Annotated in this window: 18 protein-coding genes and 1 pseudogene; 8 read left to right on the top strand and 11 right to left on the bottom strand. The window is 31.6% G+C overall.

The features are described from left to right. Window positions 1-253: 253 nt before the first annotated feature. Complete coding sequence (fakB1, locus tag KA926_RS01935; RefSeq protein ID WP_210143539.1) at window positions 254-1,117, bottom strand: fatty acid kinase binding subunit FakB1; 864 nt, start codon at window positions 1,115-1,117, stop codon at window positions 254-256. A gap of 138 nt (window positions 1,118-1,255) precedes the next feature. Between fakB1 and KA926_RS01940 the strand changes: the two genes are divergently transcribed. Next, window positions 1,256-1,897: a YigZ family protein gene (locus tag KA926_RS01940; protein WP_210143540.1), complete on the top strand. Its 642-nt coding sequence runs from the start codon at window positions 1,256-1,258 to the stop codon at window positions 1,895-1,897. Window positions 1,898-2,123: 226 nt separating this feature from the next. On the opposite strand, the gene KA926_RS01945 is transcribed toward KA926_RS01940, so the two are convergent. After that, entirely contained in the window at window positions 2,124-3,182 is a 1,059-nt protein-coding gene (locus KA926_RS01945) for a glycosyltransferase family 4 protein (RefSeq protein WP_019469500.1), read from the bottom strand. Between the two features lie 406 nt (window positions 3,183-3,588). Between KA926_RS01945 and gdpS the strand changes: the two genes are divergently transcribed. Next, on the top strand, window positions 3,589-4,659 hold the full coding sequence (gdpS, locus tag KA926_RS01950; RefSeq protein ID WP_210143541.1) for a GGDEF domain-containing protein GdpS: 1,071 nt from the start codon (window positions 3,589-3,591) through the stop codon (window positions 4,657-4,659). Here the strand turns inward: gdpS and KA926_RS13860 are convergent. Further along, a pseudogene (locus KA926_RS13860) lies at window positions 4,626-4,881 on the bottom strand (hypothetical protein); the annotation flags it as partial. The gene gdpS and the pseudogene KA926_RS13860 overlap by 34 nt on opposite strands. Window positions 4,882-5,666: 785 nt before the next feature. Between KA926_RS13860 and KA926_RS01955 the strand changes: the two are divergent. From KA926_RS01955 to pepT, 3 genes are read left to right on the top strand one after another with little or no spacing between them, the layout of a single operon-like run. Beyond that, window positions 5,667-6,428, top strand: a complete 762-nt coding sequence (locus tag KA926_RS01955) for a threonine/serine exporter family protein (RefSeq protein WP_019469503.1) — start codon at window positions 5,667-5,669, stop codon at window positions 6,426-6,428. 14 nt (window positions 6,429-6,442) lie between these two features. After that, the gene (locus KA926_RS01960) at window positions 6,443-6,943 is read left to right on the top strand and encodes a threonine/serine exporter family protein (protein WP_245335815.1); all 501 of its coding nucleotides are present in this window, start codon (window positions 6,443-6,445) and stop codon (window positions 6,941-6,943) included. 11 nt (window positions 6,944-6,954) lie between these two features. Beyond that, on the top strand, window positions 6,955-8,193 hold the full coding sequence (gene pepT, locus KA926_RS01965; RefSeq protein WP_210143542.1) for a peptidase T: 1,239 nt from the start codon (window positions 6,955-6,957) through the stop codon (window positions 8,191-8,193). Between the two features lie 386 nt (window positions 8,194-8,579). Here pepT and KA926_RS01970 read toward each other — a convergent pair whose 3' ends face one another. The 3 genes from KA926_RS01970 to KA926_RS01980 all read right to left on the bottom strand — a co-directional run bounded on the left by KA926_RS01970 (window position 8,580) and on the right by KA926_RS01980 (window position 11,487). Next, window positions 8,580-9,704, bottom strand: coding sequence for a glycerate kinase (locus tag KA926_RS01970; protein WP_210143543.1), 1,125 nt, complete (start codon window positions 9,702-9,704; stop codon window positions 8,580-8,582). Window positions 9,705-10,125: 421 nt separating this feature from the next. Next, window positions 10,126-10,446, bottom strand: a complete 321-nt coding sequence (gene ytxJ, locus KA926_RS01975; protein WP_019469507.1) for a bacillithiol system redox-active protein YtxJ — start codon at window positions 10,444-10,446, stop codon at window positions 10,126-10,128. Window positions 10,447-10,599: 153 nt separating this feature from the next. Then, a complete protein-coding gene (locus KA926_RS01980; protein ID WP_210143544.1) occupies window positions 10,600-11,487 on the bottom strand; it encodes an EMYY motif lipoprotein in 888 nt (295 codons plus the stop codon). Between the two features lie 127 nt (window positions 11,488-11,614). On the opposite strand from KA926_RS01980, the gene KA926_RS01985 reads away from it, so the two are divergent. The 3 genes from KA926_RS01985 to KA926_RS01995 all read left to right on the top strand — a co-directional run bounded on the left by KA926_RS01985 (window position 11,615) and on the right by KA926_RS01995 (window position 13,532). Then, window positions 11,615-12,157, top strand: a complete 543-nt coding sequence (locus KA926_RS01985) for a GrpB family protein (RefSeq protein ID WP_210143545.1) — start codon at window positions 11,615-11,617, stop codon at window positions 12,155-12,157. Between the two features lie 124 nt (window positions 12,158-12,281). Beyond that, window positions 12,282-13,205 (top strand): UDP-N-acetylmuramate dehydrogenase, encoded by a 924-nt coding sequence (murB, locus tag KA926_RS01990; RefSeq protein WP_107385209.1) that lies wholly within the window; start codon window positions 12,282-12,284, stop codon window positions 13,203-13,205. Window positions 13,206-13,217: 12 nt separating this feature from the next. Then, the gene (locus tag KA926_RS01995; protein ID WP_210143546.1) at window positions 13,218-13,532 is read left to right on the top strand and encodes a CHY zinc finger protein; all 315 of its coding nucleotides are present in this window, start codon (window positions 13,218-13,220) and stop codon (window positions 13,530-13,532) included. A 137-nt stretch (window positions 13,533-13,669) separates the two neighbouring features. On the opposite strand, the gene KA926_RS02000 is transcribed toward KA926_RS01995, so the two are convergent. The 5 genes from KA926_RS02000 to KA926_RS02020 form a co-directional block, all read right to left on the bottom strand. After that, window positions 13,670-13,996, bottom strand: coding sequence for a PH domain-containing protein (locus tag KA926_RS02000; RefSeq protein ID WP_019469512.1), 327 nt, complete (start codon window positions 13,994-13,996; stop codon window positions 13,670-13,672). Between the two features lie 249 nt (window positions 13,997-14,245). After that, the gene (locus KA926_RS02005; protein ID WP_210143547.1) at window positions 14,246-15,295 is read right to left on the bottom strand and encodes a ferrated catecholamine ABC transporter substrate-binding lipoprotein SstD; all 1,050 of its coding nucleotides are present in this window, start codon (window positions 15,293-15,295) and stop codon (window positions 14,246-14,248) included. Window positions 15,296-15,401: 106 nt separating this feature from the next. Further along, on the bottom strand, window positions 15,402-16,202 hold the full coding sequence (locus KA926_RS02010; RefSeq protein ID WP_040030228.1) for an iron ABC transporter ATP-binding protein: 801 nt from the start codon (window positions 16,200-16,202) through the stop codon (window positions 15,402-15,404). Next, window positions 16,199-17,158 carry an iron chelate uptake ABC transporter family permease subunit gene (locus KA926_RS02015; RefSeq protein WP_019469515.1) on the bottom strand — a complete coding sequence of 320 codons (960 nt, stop codon included), beginning with the start codon at window positions 17,156-17,158 and terminating at the stop codon, window positions 16,199-16,201. The genes KA926_RS02010 and KA926_RS02015 overlap by 4 nt, the downstream gene beginning before the upstream one ends. Continuing rightward, complete coding sequence (locus KA926_RS02020; RefSeq protein WP_210143548.1) at window positions 17,148-18,116, bottom strand: ABC transporter permease; 969 nt, start codon at window positions 18,114-18,116, stop codon at window positions 17,148-17,150. The genes KA926_RS02015 and KA926_RS02020 overlap by 11 nt, the downstream gene beginning before the upstream one ends. Window positions 18,117-18,255 lie beyond the last annotated feature (139 nt).

Genomic DNA, 18,255 nt, shown 5'->3' on the forward strand with positions numbered 1-18,255 from the left:
TCCATAGTATTTAATCGTTTATTTCCTCCAAACTAAAAAGCGAGTCAAAAATTAAACTTTACTTTAATTTCAAGACCCGCTATAAAATAATTGATTCATTGATTTATCGTACAGAAATTTAAACGCTAAACAACTCATTTGTCATCTTATTGTTGGTATTAATGACTGAATGAACAGTTATATTTATAACAAGTATCTCTCGCAAAACGCTACTTTACTTAACACATGATAAAAGTATTTTCAAATCTGTCATTTAGTCTGTACGTACGGATCTACCTGTGAAACCTAATCCCATACCCCCTGAGCCTAAATGAGCTGCGACTACAGGACCTAAATAAGAACGATATAATTTATATTGTGGATAGTTGTTTTGTAATTCATTGTACATCCAGTCTGCATCTTCTCGAACATCTCCACCTATCACTAATAAAGTAACCTCTTCATAATCTTTAACGATTTCAATCACTTTATTGATAATTTCTTTAAGTGCACGTTTTTTAGTACGTATTTTTTCATCAGGTAAAATTAAACCATTTTCGAATTTTAAGACTGGTTTCATTTTCAACATCGTACCAACCCACGCTTGAGCACCAGTAATACGACCACTTTTTTGCAAGTTTTTCAAATCGTCTACCATCAATCTCGCACCTGTGACTTCTCGCATTGCTTCAAGTTCTTTAATAATTGCCTGAGGTTCATCGTTTTGTTCAATTAATTCAATTGCATGTAATACGTAAATCCCCATTGCCATCGCTGAAATTTTTGAATCAAATGTATGCACATTAATCCCTTCAACCATTTCTCCCGCTTGTGTAGCTGTTTGATAAGTACCACTGATACCTGAAGAAAGGAAAACGCCTATGACATCTGTATATCCTTCATCGCGTAATTGCTCGTATTTTGTTATAAATTCACCAATTGCCGGTTGGCTTGTCGTAGGAATTGTTTTAGATGTTTTCATTCTTTCGTAAAATTCATCTGATGAAATAGATGCGTTTTCTACAAAATTTTCACCGTTATCAAAAGTTACACTTAGTGGCGCAATATTTATATTATATTTATCAATTAATGTTTGAGATAGATAACTCGTTGAATCTGTTAATACAGCAATTTTCATCATAATCCTCCTCAATTATACTCACACCTATGATACATTATTTTATATTAAAAGAAAATTTATTTTTACATTAAACTTGAATTCAGAACCGTGTATAATAATATGTATTGATTGAAACTATGACTGGAGTGTTTAAATATGGATGAATCAATCATAACAATAAAGCAAGAACATATGGTAGAAAATGTAATTAGCAAATCACGCTTTATTGCCCATATCAAACCTGTTGACTCTGAAACAGAAGCTAAAGACTTTATAAACTTGGTAAAATCAGAACATCGAGAAGCAACACATAATTGTTCAGCATATACGGTTGGAGCGCAAATGAATATTCAAAAAGCAAATGATGATGGAGAACCAAGTGGAACTGCAGGTGTACCAATGTTAGACATATTAAAAAAACTAGAAGTTCACAATGTTTGTGTCGTAGTTACGCGCTATTTCGGTGGTATAAAATTGGGTGGCGGCGGTTTAATAAGAGCTTACAGTGGCGCCGTGAGAGATGTCATTTATGAAGTGGGTCGTGTTGCTTTACGCTCAGCAATACCAACTACAATCACTATTGATTATGATCTTACTGGTAAATTTGAATATGAATTAGCGCAAACATCTTTCTTCTTAAGAAACACAAACTACACAGACAAAGTGAGTTATCAAATAGATGTGGTAGAAGCGGAATATGATGATTTTATTGCTTTTCTAAATAAAATTACTTCTGGTAACTATGATTTAGTTGAGCAAGATATCATTAAGTTACCATTTGACATACCAACAACCTGAAGTATAGCTATTTCAAGTTATTTATATGCACCATCCATCATAAATAATATCTATACTGCTACAAAGTTAAAAGAATGAAAAAACCTTACTGATATTCATTGATATTTGTAATTAAAGTGAAATTTAAAAAAGTAAGTATATCAGTCGTTGCTTTAATTTATCGCTGTTCATAAAACAAAATTAGAACCTGAGATATTCATATCTCAGGTTCTAATTAGTAGTCTAACTATTCATCTTTTTTATGTCGTTCTTTATTTTCAATTAATTTTAAGAGTGGTCTATAATCGTCATCTATTAATCCTGTAAATTCAACAATGAGTTCAATTGTAATGAGTATGAGTACAAGCATCATGAGTACGCCCCATGGTTGCGATAAATATAAAATAATACTTGAAAGACTAAATAACAATGCGATTGAATATATCAGAATAACTGTTTGACGATGTGAATAACCTAACTCTAGTAATTTATGATGTAGATGTGACTTATCCGCTTGCATAATACGTTGGCCCTTTTTCACACGTCGTATCATAGCAAATAAAGTGTCTATAAACGGTACTGCTAAAATAACAATCGGAAAGAATAAAGACACAAATGTAATATTTTTAAAACCTAAGAGTGAAAGAAAACCAACAATAAAGCCAACAAGTAATGCGCCGCTATCCCCTAAAAATATTTTAGCAGGATGAAAATTAAAACATAAGAAACCTAATAACGCACCGATAAGCACACTACAGATCATAATTATAAATATATTTGCTTGTAATATTGCGATAAAGCCAATAGTCATCAATGCGATTGTTGCTACACCAGAGGCCAAACCATCCAAACCATCAATTAAGTTGATTGCATTGGTAATCGCAACAATCCAAATCACTGTAATAGGGATACCTAATATACCAAAATGTATTGTTGGTCCAATAGGTAAAGAGATGAAATCAATGGTTACACCATAATAAACGACAACCAGTGCTGCAACCACCTGGCCTAATAATTTTACGATTGGCGTTAAATCATAGATATCATCTATCAATCCTACTAAGTAGATTAATACTGCCCCAATGACGAGTGGCTTCACCTCTGTTTCAATTGGATGTCCTAACCAAATCCCTAATAAAAAGGAAAGTAGTATCACGGTACCACCTAAGACAGAAGTAGGTTTTTTATGTACTTTCCTAAAATTAGGTTGATCGACTACACCCAATTTATGAGAAACCTTTATGACAATGGGAGTAAGTATTAAACTGACAATCATTGAAAAAATGATTAATAATAACGTATACATCAGTTCACCTTCATTATTTTAAGTCTTTATAATTTTGAATTTGAATTTAAAATCTCTATAAATATTCCAAATATGAAATCATATTTGGAATGGATATACACATGTATGTTTTTAAAACATAATTAAATTTATATATTTCGAGTCATTCTATAAACGATTCAATTAAGTCTATAATACACGATGTACTTTTAGTAATACAAATAGTAATGTACTCATTAGTAAGATTCAACGCAGAAATTCACTTTCTTTTTTATAGAATAAACAATTTATTTATTTTACAATCACTCAAATAAGTATTCTAACATGAATTTTAAACAAATGTTATTAATTTCTAAATATCAATGATGACAAAATGTAACTTTTCACTTACAATGACTAAGTGTGTATTTAAAGGAGCGTAAGAAAAATGTTTGAAGCGATTATTTACAATATTGCGGTTACTGTCGCAGGAATTTATTTATTCCACCGATTACAGTACTCTGAAAATAAAAATATGGTGTTTTCAAAAGAATACGTCACGGTTTTAATGACCATTGTAGCATTATTATTATCTGTAAAGCCTGTCCCTATCTTTAATGAATATGTACTCTATTTATCTTTTGTGCCAATTTTATTTTTAGGTAGATATACAAATATGGTTTATACAGTTTTAGCAGCGTTTATCGTGTCTTTAGTTAATGTATTAATTGGCGATTATACGATTATAACTGCAATGATTTTAATTGTAATAGCCATCATTGTCGGAGCAATAGGACCATTTTTAAAACAAAATGACATCATCTCATTACAAATACTCAACTTAATTACGCTAGTCATTTTTGTCCTCTTGTCATTTATCAGTCCATATTATGAATTTAAAGAAGTGTTATATATGATACCGTTATCGTTCATTTTAACAATCACTTCTTCGATTACATTCGTAGATATTTGGCATTTCTTCTCTTTAGTAAACCGCTATGAGAATGAAGATAGATTTGATTATTTGACGGGTTTAGGCAATGTTAAAGAATTCGATAGACATTTGAATGAAACAACACGTATTGCAGAAGAAAATGATGAAAGTTTAGGTTTACTACTCATCGATATTGATGGGTTTAAAGATGTTAATGATATGTATTCACATGATTCAGGTGATGCTGTATTACGACAAATCGCACAATTACTGAAAAACTACGTCCCAGAACAATTTAGTATTTACCGTAACGGTGGCGAAGAGTTTTCTGTAGTATTATATGACTATACATTAGATCAATGCGTTAAATTAAGTGAAAGTATCCGAAAAGGCGTGGAACAATCTACTTTCCATTTACCAAATAAAGAAACTATTAAATTATCAGTTTCTATTGGTGTTGGATACTTAACTAAAGATGATTATAAATCTCAACGTACCGTCTTTAAAGTCGCAGATGATATGTTGCATATGGCTAAAAATGAAGGACGTAATCAAGTCATGTTTAACCCTATTGTTAAATTATAACTAAATAAAATGAAGCCATTTTCAAGAGTCTGGGACATAAATATCTCTGACTAAAAAATAAGCGTCAATTTCTATTGAGAAGATATAGAAATTGACGTTTTCTTTAGTTTTATGGAATTTTTTAGCTCGTTGAGCTACCATCTTTCTTATATTCAATGCCATTAATACAAAACCAAGTTCTTGTTTAAGTTTATTTATTACTCGAACTGATATTCGAGTGAACGTTTATTAAATTATATGAAAGTGCCTTGTTTTTTGAATATTAATATATATTGTATCGATTTTGTAACGTGCTGACGCCAGGAGAAATGATATGAGCGAGAGACTACAGGCTCGAGCCATACCCCAGGCAAACATGCACGGTCAAAATCGTATGTTTTATATATATAAAATGGACTCATCCATCATATGTATTCATATTAATTTATATCTTTTGGTTAATTAAAAATATGACTTTCTATTCGTTGTATAAGTTAAATAATACGAAGCTTTTTTCTATTGTATTAAAACACGTCACGTATAGAGATTTTGCATCGTGCTGACGCCCGGGGGAATAGTATGAGTGAGAGACTACAGGCTCGAACATACCCCAGGCAAGCATGCACGATCAAAATCGTAATATTTTAAATATAAAGAGGACCAATCCATATAAAGTGGATTAATCCATTTTGATTTGAGAATGGTTATTTATATCTCAAGCTTTTTTAATTTATATTATGAAAGCGGCTATTTAAACATCTACATTAGTGTATTTCATCGCATAGTTCTTTTGAAAGTAAAACTCTAAAAACATTATTGTAAACATAAAAATAATCGTAATATTTAACAATGCGTAAGCATTCCTTCAATATTTTTAAAATAAAACATATCATTTACAAATTTAAGTTTGTTACAATATAGGAGGTAATTATAAAAACAATCTATACTGAAATAAATATGATTGAAAGTTACCATAGTACACGGTAAACTTTCAATTGATTTATGAAAAATTTAGGAGGTGCCCAGCTATGTCTGATTCGATTACTATCATTGATGAAGATAAAGTGATTGACGTTGTGCTCATTGCAGGCAGAATATTGCTTGAAAGCGGTGCTGAAACTTATCGTGTTGAAGATACGATGAATAGAATTTCAGCAAGTTTCGGCTTAGATGATACATATAGTTTTGTTACATCTACAGCGATTATTTTTTCACTCAATAATCGAACAAACACAAGACTTATCCGTATACGTGAGCGGACGACTGATCTAGAAAAAATTGCATTAACCAATAGTTTATCTAGAAAGATTTCTAATAATCAATTAAGTATAGATGAAGCAAAATCTGAACTTATTCATTTACACCATGCATCATTACAGTTTTCATCTATCACTAAATTTTTTGCTGCTGCCATTGCATGTGGTTTTTTCTTATTTATGTTTGGCGGTGTTATGAATGACTTCTTTTTTGCAATTCTTGCAGGAGCTGGTGCATTTTTAACTTTTGATTTTGTTCAACGTTATATACAAATCAAATTCTTTTCGGAATTTATTAGCGCTGCGGTTGTTATTACAATAGCAGCTACATTTTCAAAATTAGGCATGGCAGCAAACCAAGATATTATTACCATTGCAGGCGTCATGCCACTAGTCCCTGGTATTTTAATTACCAATGCTATCCGAGACCTCATGGCAGGCGAACTCATCGCTGGCATGTCTCGTGGAGTCGAAGCGGCCTTAACATCATTTGCTATAGGTGCTGGTGTCGCAATCGTTTTATTAATATTTTAAAAAGGAGTGCTCAAATGGTCATTGGCTACTATGTTTTACAATTTATTATTAGTTATTTAGCGACAATGCTATTTTCTGTTATTTTTAATGCACCTCGACGTCTCCTTTTAGCTTGCGGTTTCGTTGGTGCTATGGGATGGATTATATATAAAGTGACACTTGATCTAGAACTAGGAAAGGTAATGGCTTCGTTCCTAGGAAGTTTTATATTGGCAATTATGAGTCATACCATGAGTAGACGTTATAAAAGACCAGTCATCATCTTTATTGTGCCTGGCATCATTCCACTCGTTCCTGGTGGACTTGCCTATGAGGCAACACGCTATTTAGTAAGCAACCAATATACACATGCCGTCAATACATTTCTCGAAGTAACACTTATTTCAGGTGCAATTGCCTTTGGTATTTTATGTGCAGAGATTATTTATTATCTTTATACACGCATAAAACAACACATTGGCAAAATGAATGGTAAAATATATAAGAAATCATATAATATGAATAACAGAGCATAAGGGGTGTTTTTATGAAAAATGATATTATTGAGCGACTTACAAGATATGTCAAAATTGATACACAATCTGATCCACATTCAAATTCAACACCTTCCACTAATAAACAGTGGGATTTATTGAATTTATTGAATGATGAATTAACAGATTTAGGACTAGAAACGGATGTTGATGAAAATGGATACTTGTTTGCAACATTAGAAAGTAATGTTAACAAAGCTATTCCAACTGTTGGTTTTCTTGCACATGTTGATACTTCACCCGATTTTAATGCTACAAATGTCAATCCACAAATTATTGAGCATTATGATGGGAAACCAATTCAGCTCGGCGATACAAATCGAGTTTTAAGTCAAGATGTCTTTCCTGCTATGAAACAAGTAGAGGGACATACTTTAATGATTACAGATGGCACATCATTATTAGGTGCAGATGATAAAGCTGGTGTCGTTGAAATTATGGAAGCTTTAAAATATTTAACATCGCATCCAGAAATCAAACACGGTCGCATCAGAGTAGCTTTTACACCTGATGAAGAAATTGGTAAAGGCCCACATGCATTTGACGTTGAACGTTTTAATGCTGACTTTGCATATACAATGGATGGCAGCCAATTTGGTGAATTACAATATGAAAGTTTTAATGCTGCAGAAGCGATTGTAACTTGTCACGGTGTTAATGTTCATCCAGGCTCTGCTAAAGATGCGATGGTTAATGCTGTGCTATTAGGTCAACAATTCAACGCTCTTTTACCTCAAAATGAAGTGCCTGAACGTACAGAGGGTTATGAAGGCTTTTATCACTTAATGAAATTTGATGGTGATGTTGAGCAAGCGAAACTTTACTATATTATTCGTGATCATGATAAGCATGAATTTGATTTACGTAAAAAACGTTTAGTAGAAATTAAAAATGATATCAATAGTCATTTTGAAGATGAGCCGATTGAAGTTGAAATAAACGATCAATATTACAATATGGGAGAAAAAATTAAGCCAAAACCACATGTTATAGACATTCCAAAACGTGTCTTTGACAAGTTAGATATTCCAGCTAATACTGAACCGATACGTGGTGGCACAGATGGTTCACAACTATCATTTATGGGATTACCAACACCTAACATTTTTACAGGCTGTGATAACTTCCATGGACCTTTCGAATATGCTTCTATCGATGTCATGGAAAAAGCTGTAGATGTCATAGTAGGTATTGCCCAAGAAGTCGTACAAACTTATCAAAAGAATGATTAAATAGAAATGACTCGGATATAGCGCTCATTTTATACTTTTTAATGCTTTTCATCCTTGTCGGAGTAGGACAACGAAATCTTTTCAAAAAATTAGATTTCTGTCCCACTCCCTTTTTTATTTTTATACCTTACAATTTTGATGATGCATGCTAGTCCAACACATATTTCGTATCAACCTCAAACTTGTATTTGTTAATCAGACGATACCGCTAGGTCTCAACATTATGGTAATATTGTTTCTTATCATACATATGTGTATTAAAAATAATTTTATAAAATTTATGTCTTATGATTGTAACTTCGAACAACTGCTGATTTTTGTAGAATTTAAAAAACCGTCAATTTCTATATAATTACAATAGAAATTGACGGTTTTGCATTTATATTTTATTTATTAACATCAAACTGTGTTTTTAATAGCTTAATCGCTTGAACTGTATAATGTCTAATTTGAATTCCCATTTTAAAATCTGTAAAAGATTGAGGCATTTCTATAAATGTATTAAACATTGCTGTTACGCCCATCGATTCAAACAAATCAAACTTATCATCTGTTGCGCAAATTGCAATTGACGGTTTGTCATATTTTGTAGCTAGCTCGGCTAAGCGAACGGTAGTCGTTTCTAAAATTTGATCTTGTTCGTTCACACCTTCACCAAAAATTATTAAATCTGCTTGTTGAATTAATGACTCTAAATGCGTAATTTGGTCTACCAGTTCATGACTCGTCATAATCTCAGCACTATATAAACCATTTAACATTGCAGCAATACCCCCACCAGCGCCGCCTCTTTGAATAGGCCCTAGTGCGATTTTCAATTCAGCTTTAAACATCTCACTTAAATACCATATTAAATTATCTATCTCACTTGCTTCTTGATGCGAAATTTGATGCGTTTCATATGTTTGCATGATTTCACTATTTTTACCATATAATTTACTATCAAAATCTGACATAAGTTGGATTCTAATATCTTTCAACTTAGGATCAACTTGAGATACATCTATACGACGAATGTATTTTAAAACACGACTGCCTTGTGTAACATCGATTTCTTGAGCCTCGTCATCATAAAATTTAGCACCGAGTGCTTGAAGCATGCCAGCACCACCATCAAAACTACCAATAGCACCTAGCGAAATAATTAAATGTTCAGCACCATTTTCTATTGCATCAAGTATAATTTCACCTAAACCATAACTTGTTCTTTCTATAATTGGACGTTGACCTTTTAAAAATAGATTACCTTCAATAATTGTCATACCATTATCAGTAATACCATAAACAGCTTCTACTTCATTCATATCTGCATCATGTGCAACCACTCTGTATTTGGTACCTGACTGCCATAAAAAGACAGAATCCATCAGTTCATGCCGACCATTAAACAACGGTACTTGAACAATATCAGCCTTCTCTATTTGACTAGCAACCGCTTCTTCTACATACCGATTGGCTTGATAGCTAGATATAATACCATTAAATTCATCCATTGCTACTAATACTTTCATTTTGTCACCTCTAATATTAATATTACATTGTAATTTTCATAGCTTTATTTTTAAGTTAACGTGATTTCCACACCTTATAAATTTTAAATAGCTGTGATTAATTGATATATTTAATTCAACTGTGCAGAAATCAAACTAAGTATCATTTCACTTTGTGTTAAAATTAGCACAAATCATATGCTACTAAACCGCTGGTAAAAATATCATCACACTTAAGGTTGGTAATCACGTTCAAACATCGTATTGATGATAAATACAATAGTTACATAAATAATATACATCTATGCACATAGATGCATTACTAATTCAACTTTATATTATACATGTCAAAACACATTTTTTCACATTATAAGAAACGCTTGTTAAACCTTTTAATATAACTTAAAGCTTAACAAGCGTTTCTTTATTAAATATTTATTTTTTATTCTTCAGCGCCTGCCAAAGATTTTACATTAATATGATCGTGACTTGCATTCCAAATCGCTTGTCCCTTCACAAAATAAAATGCTTGTGGCGATTCATGTTTAACATTTGTTTTTTCTTCTATATAATCTGATAAAGCTCTCTCTTGTTGTACGATTAAATAATAACCATCCATATCTCTTTCATATAAAAATTTGTTGAATTGATCAATAGCATTTGCTGAAATTGGACATGTTTCACTATGCTTCAGCACAAATACATATTTATTTTCTTCTAAAACTTGCTCAAACTGGTCAATCGAACTCAGCTTTATAGCCATTCTATTCACCTCTAAAAATATTTAACACACCACATTGTCTCTAAAAGTGTGAAATTCCAATGATATTCACATATCATTGTTTCCAATTATACACAATTCCCTTTTTATTGTTAACAGTTTATTACAAATCTCATAACTTAACCGATTAATTTATTATTGATATTTTTCTTTTAATTCGGCATAGCGTTTATTAAAATCCTTATCATAATGTTTTAAATCTTCACTTTCCTTAGGTAATTTATTGATGTCTATTTTAGCGATTGCTTCACCAATTTCAATTGTTTCTTCTCTTGTTTCGTAATAATTTTGTAAGCTATAGTACATCTCAATCGTGTTTTTACGCGCATCATTCACATAGCCATCTGTTATTTCTGCCTTGTTCAAGTCTTTAATTTGTTTTTTAATTAATGGCATAATTTGAGTCTCAATAATTTGTTTCTCTGATTTAGCATTTGTAGAATTGGATTCTTTTTCCGCTGTATTTTTTAAATCTTTGTTATTTTGTTCCAATTTCTCTTTAAAGCCTTTAACACTTTCACCAGCATTATTAGCTTTTTTCATGTTTTCTTCTACTTCTGATCTATTCTTTTCAAAAAGTTTTGTGTAATCTAAAATATCTTCATTCGCTTTAACTGCTTGGTTGTATAAATCAACAAATGTTTTAACTTCATCGATGGCAGCTTTTTTCTTTTTGACAGATGCTAAATATTTTGATTTTAATTCCTTGGTTTCCTCAGAATTTGCTGGCAGATGTTTGGTAGATTTCTCATATGCTTCAAGTTTAGGTGTTAACTTGCTATTCAAGTTATTTTGCAATTGATTGAATTCTTTTTTGTTTTTATCAGTCATATCTGTTTTACTTAAATCATTAATGTTTTCTAAATCAATAGAATCCATAACTTTATTAAATTCCTTTTCTTTTTGCTTTACGTCAGTTAATGTGCTATCGAAATCTTTAAATTCGTTGGCACCTTCATGTCCGCAAGCGACTAGTACTACAGCAAAACAAACTAATAAAAAAAAGCACATTAATTTTTTCATTTCTGCACTCCTTATCATTACGTATTATACAGAAACTTATTTAACTTGAAAATAATATATGATATATTATTCCAGAATTTACAGTTTAACAATTTATTTTGATCATTTAAAGGAGTGATTTAATTCAATGCATTCGGATGTTCAACCTTTTATCAATGAAGATATACAACAAACTTTTATTAAACAATATCAGATGCTACGTCATAAATTATTGACACTCTTAGATACACCTGTAAAAACAACACATCATATCGGGGGTACAAGTCACTTCAACTACCCTACTGAACCTATTTTAGATGTTTTAGTTGGCGTCAATGATTTACATGATATAACTGCTTTAGATGAAAAAAGATTAAATTATGAAGGGTTTTATAGACTTCACCATCCATATCACAAAAAAGTAGTAATGGCTCAATTTAATAATCTCATTGATTTAAGACAAATTGCTCGATTACATATTGTTCAAATAGATTCACAACTTTATAATGATTATCTGAAGACAAATCATTACTTAACAATAAATTCATCTTCAGCAACCAACTTTGGAAAGCAAAAGTATAATTTAGCAACAGACGCAGTACTAATTCGTGAATATGAAAATCAAAAACAATTACTTTTCAAACAACTACTCCGAAAAATCAATAAAGATTTATCGAACACACACAACTAATCTGTAATCACTAAAATAATAATTTAACTTAATCGTTTTCAATAAAACGATATACTATTTAGCAAACATTTTAAATCATTGGTATAATATATAAATGAATTCAACAGGAAAGGATGTTCTATAATTGCATAAAGATGACATCTTAAAAGAATTAGAAGCAATAGTTCCAAAAGATATTATAAAAGTTGACGAACCGTTAAAGCGCTATACATACACTGAGACGGGAGGTCAAGCTGATTATTATTTATCTCCAACCCAAAATGAGCATGTCCAAGCTATCGTTCATTTTGCCTACACAAATGATATACCCGTCACATATTTAGGTAATGGTTCAAACATCATCATCCGTGAAGGTGGCATCAGAGGAATCGTTATCAGTCTACTTCAGTTAAATTATATTGATGTTTCTGATGATGCGATCATCTCAGGAAGCGGTGCTGCAATTATTGATGTGTCACGTACTGCACGTGATAATGCGCTTACTGGATTAGAATTTGCCTGTGGTATCCCAGGTTCAATTGGTGGCGCTGTATTTATGAATGCAGGTGCTTATGGTGGTGAAGTCAAAGATTGTATTGATTATGCGCTATGTGTTAATGAAAAGGGAGATCTAATCACACTGACAAACAAAGAACTGGAGTTAGATTATCGTAATAGTATCGTCCAAAAAGAACACTTAGTTGTATTAGAAGCTGCATTTACATTAGCGCCTGGCAATTTACAAGATATCCAAGAGAAAATGGATGATTTGACTGATAGAAGAGAAACGAAACAACCTTTAGAATACCCATCTTGTGGTAGCGTCTTCCAAAGACCACCAGGACATTTTGCTGGTAAATTAATACAAGATTCAAACCTACAAGGCTATCGTATAGGTGGCGTAGAAGTATCTAAGAAACATGCAGGTTTTATGGTAAACGTTGATAAAGGTACTGCAACTGACTACGAAGATTTAATCCATCACGTGCAAAAAACGGTTAAAGCAAAATTTGATGTTGAACTTCATCCAGAAGTTAGAATAATTGGTGAACATCCTATTGAACGTTAGGAGTGTTATAAGATGCCGAAAGTATACGGTGCAACTGTAGATAATGAAACACGTTGTACACACTACCATACACCATTAGATGTAATAGCAATTAAATTCAAATGCTGTAATAGATACTATCCATGTTATAAATGTCATAATGAGGACACCTCTCATTCAATACAAAGATGGGATGCTGATGAGTTTAATACAAAAGCTATATTATGTGGTGTATGCAGACACGAAATGACAATCAATGAATATATGCTGATTGAAGCGTGTCCAAACTGTGATGCACATTTTAATAATCGTTGTAAATATCATTACAGCACTTACTTTTCTATATAATTAATGCTAAACAAAAAGAGCGACGCAGAACTTTATTTTCTAATCAAGTTTCTACGTCGCTCTTTTATCTATTTAAACCATTGTAAAAATAAACATAAACATGACATACACAAGTTGATTCAAACACTATCTTCTTATCATGCGTTTATTTTGTCCTTTACAAATTGTACAAACGCTTCTGCATCACCTTTTTGTATATTTTTCATCGGCATAGGCCCAATATTAAACGTGAAATGAATGCGACCGTCTTCGTATGTAATTTTCTCTACTTCATCATAACCAATACTTCTATAATAGAATTCTCCATTCATATCTACATTTAAAATAATACGTTCATTTGTAGCAATAAATGCACCTTCAAATTCTGTAGAACCTTGTACAGAATACTCTATCGTACCTAGTACACTAGGACCTTTCTTTTCTGTTGGAAATAAATCATTTGGGTTTACATTATCTAAAATCATTTTTATGTCACCTTCTTTTACTATTTTTATTCATTATACAAGTTTTTAAATCAATTTATTACTTAAGTGCTCAATTCCATTCTAGTATTGAGCCAACCAAAAAACAATTGAGATTAGCCTAGTTAGATTTTATATCACCGTTTAAGCAGGACGAATCAACCATATCAATAAAGCAGTGAATTCACGATTAAAGTGATTTTCACTGCTTTGAGTATGCGTTATTAAGACAATCCCCACTCATGTCTATTATTATTCTTTATCTATTGCTTTTTCGACTTCTTCAATTTGTTTAATCGCAGTTGTTGTCGAACCACTTGAGAAGTACCAAAGTTTTGGATCTAATTCATATACTTTATCATTTTTAATGGCATCAACATCTTTGATGACATCATTACTCAATGCTTTTTTAGCAGTAGATTTACCAGCTACAGCTTGACCTCGGTCCATCGCAAAAATAATGCTAGGATTTTTTTCTGCAACATATTCATTTGTAACATTTTGGCCATGATTACTTTCTTTAATTTCTTTATCTGCTGGTGTAAAGCCCATTGTATTAAAAATCATAGAACCGAAACGTTCTCCAGGACCAAATGTTGATAATTCACCTTCATTTACTAACAAATATAATGCTTTTTGGTCTTTTAAATCTTTTGTTTTTTCTTTCATGCTTGCTATTTTATCTTCTAATTTTTTATTAAGCGACTTAACTTTGTCTTCTTTTTGATAAATTTTACCTATTTTTTCAGCATTTGCTTTAAGCGACTTAACTTCATCTTTATTATCTACACCTATGTAAACTACTTTAGCATCTGGTGCAGCTTTTTTAAATTCATCTAGGTTTTTTTGGTTTGCTGTACGTCCAGATATGAATATCACTTCTGGTTTTGCTTCTGCAACCTTATCAAAATTAACTTCTTTTAAACTACCAGTATTTAAATACTTATCATTTTTAAATTCACTTAAAAAATCTGGTAATGATTTAGCATCTTCACCTTTAGGAACTGCTTTAACTTTATCTTCAAGTCCTAATTCTTTTAATGTATCTAATGCACCATAATCAAACACAACTGCGTTTTTAGGATTTACTGGAACCTCAACTGTTTCTTTTACAGATTTAGCATCACTTCCATCACGTTTTTCTCCATTAGCTTTATAATCATTTTCTATCTTAACTGTTTTATTTGATTCATTGCTATCTGATTTTGTATCCGATGACTTTTTATCGTCTGAGCCACCATTATTACATGCTACTAATAAAAACATTAAACCTATTACCATAAACAAAGCAAATTTCTTCATATGTTTAATCCTCCTGGAATACTAAAGTTAATCACCATTTCAATATGCCGTTTAAAATGAGCAACGTTGCAGCTACATCACTCCCTTCAATAAAAATCATTCCATTTTAAACGGATTGTAAAATAGATAATTCATAATCTGCTGTTTCTTCATCAAAATATACACAAATGCGTTGTCCGCGAATTTCTTCAATTTTAACGTCCATATCATACAATGTTTTGAGCGTGTTTTCTTGTATAACTTCATCTTTAGTACTGGCTTTGACCATTTCTCCATCTTTCAATGCAATAATGTCATCCGAATAACACGAAGCAAAATTAATATCATGAATCACAACAACAATTGTTTTATTGAGTGATTTTGCGAGTTGACGTAACGTTTTCATGATTTGAACTGAATGTTTCATATCTAAATTATTTAATGGCTCATCCAGCAAAATATACTCTGTGTCCTGCGCTATCGTCATAGCTACATATGCACGTTGTCGTTGGCCACCTGATAATGTTTTTAGGTAACGATGTCTTATTTCTTTAAGATTCAATAACTCAAGTGCATACTCAACTTGCGCCCGATCTGCTTCATTTAAACGGCCTTTTGAATACGGGAATCTTCCAAAATTTACGAGTTGCTCAACAGTAATATTTAACTCAGTATGATTAGCCTGTTTCAAAATTGATAATTTTTTAGACAATTCATTACTCTTAAATTCAGAAATAGCTTTCCCTTCAATCTCAATAGTCCCTTTATCAAAATCGATCAGTCGTGTAATAGCTGAAAGTAAAGTACTCTTACCTGCACCATTTGGTCCTATCATTGAAGTTAAACGCCCTTTACTTATATCTACATTAATGTCATTTAAAATCGTTTTATCTTGAATGGTTTTATTTAATCCTTGAACACGTATCAATTCGCATGTCTCCTTTTAATTAATAGATAGATAAAGTACGTTCCACCTACTAAGTCAATAATGATACTTACTTGCGTCGTCGCTTCAAATAAATTTTCTACTACACCTTGTGCAATAAATAAACTCAACCAACTTAAACAGATTGTTGCCGGTAATATATATTTATGTTCATAGGTTTTCATCAATTCATGCGCTAGATTAACTGTTAACAATCCTAAAAATGTAATCGGACCTACCAATGAAGTAGAGACAGATACTAATATTGCAACAAGTATGAGCAATAATCTTGTAATCATTTTATAGGACAAACCTAAATTAATTGCTTGGTCTTTTCCTAATAAAAGCACATCTAAATATGGAATCGCAATCACTGTTATAATGATTAAAATAATTAATATAACGCCGCACAACATTACCAATTTACTATTGGAAGCATCGAAATTGGCAAACATTGAACTCTGAACTGCTAAAAAATCTTCAGGATTAATAATCAGTTCTAAAAATCCAGTTATACTTCTAAAGAAAGTACCTAGTATAACACCTATGAGTAAAATTAAATATATCGACACATCGCCAATTCTAAAGATACCTTGAAATAATAATAATGAAAATACAATCATAACCAACAGCGAAGTAGCAAAACTTAAATATATATTAGTTACAAATGCAGACTGTACGCCAAACACAAATACTAGCAATACTTTCACAAACATATATACAGCATCGAGTCCCATAATTGATGGAGTCAATAAACGATTCGTTGTAATTGCTTGAAAGATAACTACTGAAGCTGCAATTGCTCCACCTACCAATATCATGAGCACAAGCTTTCGAAAACGACTAATAAACTGGTATCTAAAAATTTCAAAATCAATACCGATGAAAAGATATATTAAAGCGGCACTTAAAGTGACAGCAATTAATATCATTAACTTTGATTTAGCACTAATTTGCATAATTGTGTCTTCCTTTCATCAATAAGATCAAGAAAATAATCGTGCCAAAGACACCAATTGTTAAACCAATATTTATTTCATATGGATAGACAATAATCCTACCAATTATGTCAGAAAACATAACAAATACCGCCCCTAACATTGCTGTGTGAGGTAATGCTTGCTTTAAGTGGTCACCTCTGAATATTGACACAATATTCGGAACAATTAGACCTAAAAATGGCAGTGTTCCTACTGTAACAACTACAAGTGCTGTTATAGTTGCAGTTATAAATAAACCAATATTTATTATTTTTTCATAGTTGACGCCTAAGTTATTACTAAAATCTTTCCCCATCCCTGCAATCGTGAAATGATTGGCAAATATATATGTAAGTATCAATAAAGGAATGCTTAAGTATAATATTTCATATCTACCGCTCGTAATGATGGCAAAGTTTCCATTGAGCCAGTTGCCTACACTTTGTACAGTATTGGTTCTTAGAGCAAGAAAAGTTGCTAAGCTAGACACAATACCACCAAGCATAATACCTAAAAGCGGAATAAAAATAACATCAGTGAATCGTATGTATTGAACTAATTTAACAAATAAAAATGTGCCACCAATACTTAATATCACCGCAAATATTAATTTAATAATAATGTTTTCTTGCGGAAAAAATATCATTGATATCAAAATTCCTAACTTTGCCCATTCCATAGTCCCTGCTGTCGTTGGGCTCACAAATTTATTTTGCATCATCTGCTGCATAATAAGTCCAGAAAGTGCTAAAGTACTTCCAGATATTAATATACTTATTGTTCTGGGTATCCTACTAGACACGATGATATTTAATTGTTCTTGCGTTAAATGAAAAATATCAGTAATTGATACTTTACTAACGCCTATAAATAAAGAAAGGATAGTTAAAAAGAATAAAATAATAGCTAAGACAACACCATTGAGTAAAAATTTCATAGTGAGTAATTAATCCTTTCATAAACGTCATGTTTTCTTGAATGTGATAATCATTATCAATACCTATAAGTTAAATTTTATCATCTTTGCATGTAAATTCAATAGCTATAACAGAGATTATCAAAACAATTCTCTATTT

Origin of the sequence: Staphylococcus sp. GDY8P94P (assembly GCF_017892255.1) — a bacterium.
Lineage (GTDB): Bacteria > Bacillota > Bacilli > Staphylococcales > Staphylococcaceae > Staphylococcus > Staphylococcus cohnii.